The organism is Rhodococcus sp. P4_B6 (assembly GCF_056402215.1).
The window spans coordinates 1-6,018 of record NZ_JBFUHV010000304.1 but is presented as its reverse complement, the minus strand read 5'-3'; the positions used below and the strand labels follow the sequence as shown (position 1 = coordinate 6,018).

General features: G+C 63.3%; 6 protein-coding genes. 3 read left to right on the top strand and 3 right to left on the bottom strand.

Features of this window, described 5'->3' with window-relative positions:
* The 3 genes from AC1DWT_RS49100 to AC1DWT_RS49090 form a co-directional block, all read right to left on the bottom strand.
* The coding region (locus AC1DWT_RS49100) for a CoA transferase (protein WP_477926052.1) at window positions 1-1,054 on the bottom strand (1,054 nt) is incomplete at its 3' end.
* Window positions 1,051-2,052, bottom strand: coding sequence for a MaoC family dehydratase (locus AC1DWT_RS49095; RefSeq protein ID WP_477926051.1), 1,002 nt, complete (start codon window positions 2,050-2,052; stop codon window positions 1,051-1,053). The genes AC1DWT_RS49095 and AC1DWT_RS49100, both read right to left, overlap by 4 nt.
* Window positions 2,053-2,136: 84 nt before the next feature.
* Window positions 2,137-3,030, bottom strand: coding sequence for an HpcH/HpaI aldolase/citrate lyase family protein (locus AC1DWT_RS49090; protein ID WP_095861908.1), 894 nt, complete (start codon window positions 3,028-3,030; stop codon window positions 2,137-2,139).
* Between the two features lie 304 nt (window positions 3,031-3,334).
* Here AC1DWT_RS49090 and AC1DWT_RS49085 point away from each other — a divergent pair, with 304 nt between their 5' ends.
* The 3 genes from AC1DWT_RS49085 to AC1DWT_RS49075 all read left to right on the top strand — a co-directional run.
* Window positions 3,335-4,258: an HpcH/HpaI aldolase/citrate lyase family protein gene (locus AC1DWT_RS49085; protein ID WP_257015492.1), complete on the top strand. Its 924-nt coding sequence runs from the start codon at window positions 3,335-3,337 to the stop codon at window positions 4,256-4,258.
* Window positions 4,255-5,601 carry an LLM class flavin-dependent oxidoreductase gene (locus AC1DWT_RS49080; RefSeq protein ID WP_218834815.1) on the top strand — a complete coding sequence of 449 codons (1,347 nt, stop codon included), beginning with the start codon at window positions 4,255-4,257 and terminating at the stop codon, window positions 5,599-5,601. Before AC1DWT_RS49085 ends, AC1DWT_RS49080 begins: the two co-directional genes overlap by 4 nt.
* Before the next feature lie 101 nt (window positions 5,602-5,702).
* The coding region (locus AC1DWT_RS49075; RefSeq protein WP_477926050.1) for a GntR family transcriptional regulator at window positions 5,703-6,018 on the top strand (316 nt) is incomplete at its 3' end.

Sequence of the window (6,018 nt, the reverse complement as noted above, 5' to 3'; positions counted from 1 at the left end):
GGTACGTTCCGACGCCGGGGTGCTCCACCGGAGAAAACATCGTATTCGCCGACGACAGACGACGATCGTCGAGGAGTTCGGTGAAGGTTTGATAGGGCCCCCAGGCCACTTGCCGCTCGTTCAGGATTCTGGCGACCTCGGGCAGTGTTCGCTGCGCGAACCAAGGCCGGAGGCATTCGGCGATTCGTTCGCGAGCGACATAGCGACCCGTCTCCGTTTCAAGGTCGACACCGCTTTCGCGCTCGATGTCGTCGCAGCGATCCGTGAGGCCGGTGGCATCGCGCAAGGCTGACCACTGTCGGCCGGTAAGCCCGACAACCATCACATGGCGACCGTCGGCCGTGCGGAACGGCGCTCCGAACGCGCCGTACAGGTAATTGCCGTCCTTGTCTGTCCCGCTGTTTCCGCCTAGTGCGGCTTGCCCGAGCCGGCCGAGATTGCCGACCATGGCGAAGGCAACATCGGACAGTGAAGCATTGATGAGTTGGCCTTCGCCGGTGCGTGTGCGGTGTCGTTCCCCGGCGAGCAGGCCTACCGCCGCGAGAGTGCCGAGCGCGATGTCCCAAGCGGGTAGGACGCTGTTGACGGGGGCGTCGTAGTCTTTGGCGCCTGTGACGGACGGGAATCCTGTGGCGGGATTGACGGTGTAGTCCACTTCGCTGCTGCCATCGCCGTTGCCGGTCAATACCACCATGATCAAGTCGGCGCGCTCTGCGCGTAGTCGGTCGTAGTCGAGCCAGCCTCGGGCTGGGAAATTTGTCAGGAAGATTCCGCCGCTATCACCGGGCGCCGTGACGAGTGCCCGGACGAGCTCGCGGCCCGCGTCTGAGCGTAGATCGATCTGGATTGACCGCTTACCTTTGTTGAGACCGGCCCAGAACAGGCTGTGGCCGCCCTCTGTGACCGGCCAGCGGTGGTAGTCCAAGCCGCCGCCGATTTGGTCGAATCGGATGACGTCCGCACCCATCTGCGCCAGTGTCATACCACCGAGAGGCGCGGCTACGAAGGCCGAACCTTCGATAATCCGCATCCCGGCGAGTACGCCTGCGGTCATGTCATTACTCCCACGATGCGCCAGTCGAGAACGTCCACCGGCGCGTTCCCATCAGGCTGCACCTTGTGTACGACCGAACGCAGGTCGACCAAGCGGCCGACCTCGCCGAGTGGTTCGACGTCTTCGACCTCGATTGTGCTGAAAACTGTGTCGTTCTCGTAGACCGGGGCAAGGTGGTCGCAGCTTTGCCATCCAACGATGGCGGCCAAACCAGGCAGTGTCTTCGACAACTGAGCCGAGGCAAGACCGATCGTGTGGCCACCGTAGACCAGTCGCTGAGACCCCGCCGCACGGTAGTCGTGGTGGACAGATGCGAGATTGAGAGTCAAGCGCGCCAACTCCGGGGCGGAGGYGACCACGTCTCCGTATTTCACTGTCCATCGATCACGGACCGACACCGGTGTAGTCGTCGGCAGGAGCGACAGGCGCCAGTCTGCGGTCAGGTCTCGCAGCACCTGGCGATCAAGGCCCGAACTGATGGCTGACAAATCATCCTGGTGGTTGGTCGTGATGTGTGCGGCACTCATCGGGATCATCGCGCAGCGTGAAAAGTCGAGAACAACACGGTTTTCCTGATCGACGGTCTTGATGCGTAGCGCCATCATCCCGGTGGGATGACGGTCTTCACGGCGCTTGTTTTCACGAAGTGCAATGACCTCGGTCTCTGTATAGAGGGTGTCGCCAATTTCGGGCAGTCGTCGCAGGGCCAACCCGCGATAGAACAAATTTGCCTTGGCACGTTGACTGAAGTGCGTTGACTGTCCGATTGCGACGTCCCACACGAGGGCGGGGTTGGCTATCTGTCCTCGTGCTCCGGTCACTCTGCCGGCGAGGTGCGCGTCGAGGGCGAGCGGCACCCGGTCACCGAGTATCGCTTGGTGGGTGGCCGCAAGTCCCGTAGTCAACGTCAGTCCGGGCGACTTGGCACGTTGCCCGATCGCGAGGTCGTCGAAGTATGGGCCTTCCCGCCGCCGGTGACTCTCGGGTGTGGCGTGCACGATTGATTCAGTTGATGACACAGTTCTCCCTCACGGCGTGTGATCGGTCGATGATGGCCAGGTTCCTGGTACGGAGCGGGTCGGTCAGACGCTCGATGGGGTGGCGCAGTCGATCTCGGTGGCGAGTTCGTGTAGCCGGAGAATGCGATGGGCATCTCGAACGTGCAGACCCTCGACCATGCGACCGTCAACGACTAGGACACTCTCACCTGCCTCACGGGCCTTGTCGTAGGCGGTGATGATCGCTCGTGCGCGGTCGACTTCCGGCCGGCTCGGTGCAAAAGCTGCGTTAGCCGGTGCGAGCTGAGACGGATGAATCACCGTCTTTCCGTCGAAGCCCATCGCTCGGCCTTGGCGTGCCTCGTTCGCGAATCCCGCGTCGTCTTCGATGCTGTTGAAGACCCCGTCGAGGATGGTTTTACCCGCAGACTTCGCCGCCAGCACCGCCAGAGACAGAGCGGCCATGATGGGGGATCGCCCTGGCACGTGCAGCGCGTGGATGTCGTTGATCAGATCATTGGTGCCGATCACGAGCACGTCTAGTCGCTTGCTGGCAGCTGCGATCTCCTCGGCGTGCAGGAATGCGGCCGGTGTCTCGACCATCACCCAGAGTTGCAGGTGTTCTGGCGCTCCGGCGGCGCCGAGTGCATCCGCGAGTAGACGAACTTCCGCAGCTGAATTCACTTTCGGGATGAGAATGCCGTGGGCACGTGATGACGCAACCGCGCGGAGGTCGTCACCATGCCAGTCGGTGCCCAGGCCGTTGATACGGACGACGAGCTCTCTGGGGTCGTAGGCGCCGGAGTCGATCAGCTCGCATACACGTTTCCGTGCCGATGCTTTGGCCTCGGGGCCTACTGCGTCTTCGAGATCGAATATGAGCACGTCAGCCGGCAGTTTCTTGGCTTTGTCGAGGACCCGTGGATTGTCCCCGGGTACGTAGAGGGCTGAGCGTCGGGGACGTGAGCGGGTGGTCACAGGTTGCTCCTGTCGTACGGAATCGAGAGTAGGGATGCCGTGTCATGCCGTGGCCCACGCTTCATGGTTGACGTGACGCGGCAGACTCGAATATATTCGATTGTATCCAAAACGTCCGGTGAAGCAAGCATCCACGGATGCGCGAGTGGTTGCCCTCATCGAGCAGAAGCTGTGAGCGCCAACCCCACCGGAGGGCACCGGATCCACTCTTCGCAGCCTCCCCACGGAAGCGGCTGGTCTAGATGAAGAGCACCGCCGAAAGCAAACGAGAAGGGCGCCATCTGATATGACAGAACCACGGGCAATGCGACCGCGCCGCTCCGAACTGGCCACGCCTGCCAGCAACGATTGGATGTTCGCGAAATCGGCGGCCTCGGGCGCCGACCTCGTGTTCCTCGACCTGGAGGACGCTTGTGCACCCGCCGAACGGGAAAAGGCACGGGGCAAAGCCGCTGTCGCGTTACGCGACCTCGATTGGGGACATACAGCCCGCGCGATCAGAATGAACGGCATCGACACGAGGTGGGCGTACGACGACGTAATCGAGGTCGTCACCATTGCTCGTGAGTCGCTCGACGTGATCATCGTGCCCAAGGTCCGCCGTGCGCGGGACGTGTGGTGGGTCGACACCCTGCTCACCCAACTCGAGGAGACCATCGGCCTGGAGAAGAAAATCGCGCTCGAGGTACTGATCGAAGAGACCGAGGGCCTGCAGAATGTCGACGAGATCGCTCATGCCAGCGACCGGCTGGAAGCGATCATCTTTGGCGCGGGCGACTTCTCTGCATCGCAGGGCGCGCGCGTCGATACGAACTTCGACCCGGTGGTCGACTTCCCCGGCGACATGTGGCACTACGCCCGGTCCCGGGTGATCGTCGCTGCACGCAGCGCCGGGATCGATGCCATTGATGCGCCGTTCCCGAACTACAAGAATCCCGACGCCTACCGCACGGCGTGCGACCGGGCGGGAGCTATGGGCTACTCGGGAAAGTGGGCCATCCACCCGAGCCAGGTAGAGATCGCCAACGACGCCTTCGCTCCCACTCCGGAGGAGATCGCGCACGCCGAGCGGGTGGTTGCGGCCTACCGCGACGCCGAAAATCTGGGCAAGGGGGCTTCTGCGCTCGACGGGATGCTCGTCGATGCCGCCCACCTGCGCCACGCCGCCACCATTGCCCACAGGGCCGAACTGCTCGGTCTCGCCGGGCAGAACAGGAGAAACCTATGACCCGCCAGATGACCCTCGTCGGCTTCATGCAGGCCGGCAACGTGACCGTGTACTCGGGCTCGTGGCGCTACCCCTCGGCCCAACACTCCTTCCTGACGATGGAGTACTACCAGCACGTCGCACGCACTTTGGAAGAGGGCAAGTTCGACTTGGTCTTCTTCGACGATCGCCTCGCCATGCCCGGTGTGTACGGCGATTCGGTTGCCGGCGCCGTCCGCCACGGCGCGCGTCCGATCAAGCTCGACCTCACAGCGGTCCTTGGCGGGATCATCGGCGCCACCAGCCGGATCGGCGTGGGTGCGACGTACTCCACGACCTATTACGAACCGTTTCACGTCGCCCGCACGTTCGCCACGCTGGACCACCTGTCGGGCGGCCGTGCGGCGTGGAACATCGTCACGTCGGTGAACGACTCGGAGGCGCAGAACTTCAGCTTGGAGAACCACCTCGATCACGACGCACGGTACGACAGAGCTCAGGAGTTTCTCGAGGCGGTCGTCGCACTGTGGAACTCCTGGGAGCCCGACGCGATGGTGCTGGATCGGGAGAGCGGCGAATTCGCCGATCCGGACAAGGTTCACGAGATCAACCACGAGGGCAAGTGGTTCAAGGTGCGCGGGCCGCTTACCGTGCCGCGCACCCCACAAGGCCGCCCCGCGCTGCTACAGGCCGGCTCGTCCGGTCGTGGCCGGGAGTTCGCCTCCGAATGGGCCGACATGATCTTCACCGCTGACCCCGGTCTGCCCGTAGCACAGCAGCACTACCGGGAGCAGAAGGAGCAGATTGCCGCATCAGGCCGCAATCCCGATGACGTCAAGTTGCTGCCCATGGCCTACGCAGTGGTCGGCGAAACACAGATGATCGCGGAGGAGAAGGAACGGCTGTTCCTCGACGCGTACGTGCACCCGATCGCCTCGCTCGCCCTGCTCTCCGAGGCGCTGAACTACGACTTCTCCCAGCACGAACTCGACGATGTGGTGACCGACGAGATGATGGCGGCCAGCGGAGGAATCCGCGGGCTGGCTCAGGGCGTCCGGCGCCACCTCGACCGTGACGTCACCGTCCGCGACCTGGCGGCGCACCGTGCGACGTTGCTGCAGGGCCCCCGATTCGTCGGTACCCCCGAAAGTGTCGCGGACCAGATGCAGGAGTGGTTCGAGAGCGGTGGTTGCGACGGGTTCGTCCTCGCCGCCACCCACCTGCCGGGCGCATTCGAGGAGTTCGTGCGGATGGTCGTCCCGATCCTGCAGGAACGTGGCATCTTCCGCCGCGACTATGAGGGCCCGACGCTTCGCGATCATCTTGGAATCTCGGCGCCTCCTCATCCGTCCACCGGATCCTGACCCCTCGGCAAGGACCGGCGACGCTCCGTACCGCCGGTCCTTCCCGCCACGGTATATTTGCAGCATCACATCCAATCGATTGGATTCAGAATGGAGGGACGATGGCGGCATCAATGCACCTCGATGCACGATCACTCGTCTCACGGATTGCGGATTCTCTGCGTGAGCAGATCATCACGGGCAAGTTGGAACCCGGCATGCGGATTCGTCAGGACGAATATGCCGAAGCCTTCGGGGTAAGCCGAACTCCACTGCGAGAAGCCTTCCGACTGCTCGAGTCCGAAGGATGGATCGACATGCGCCCGCGATCCGGGGTGGAGGTAAGCAGGTTCTCGTCGGCCGAAGTCCAGGAGATCTCCGCCATGCGTCTCCTGCTCGAACCGCTCGCCATCCGCGTGGCGACGGTCAGCCATACGG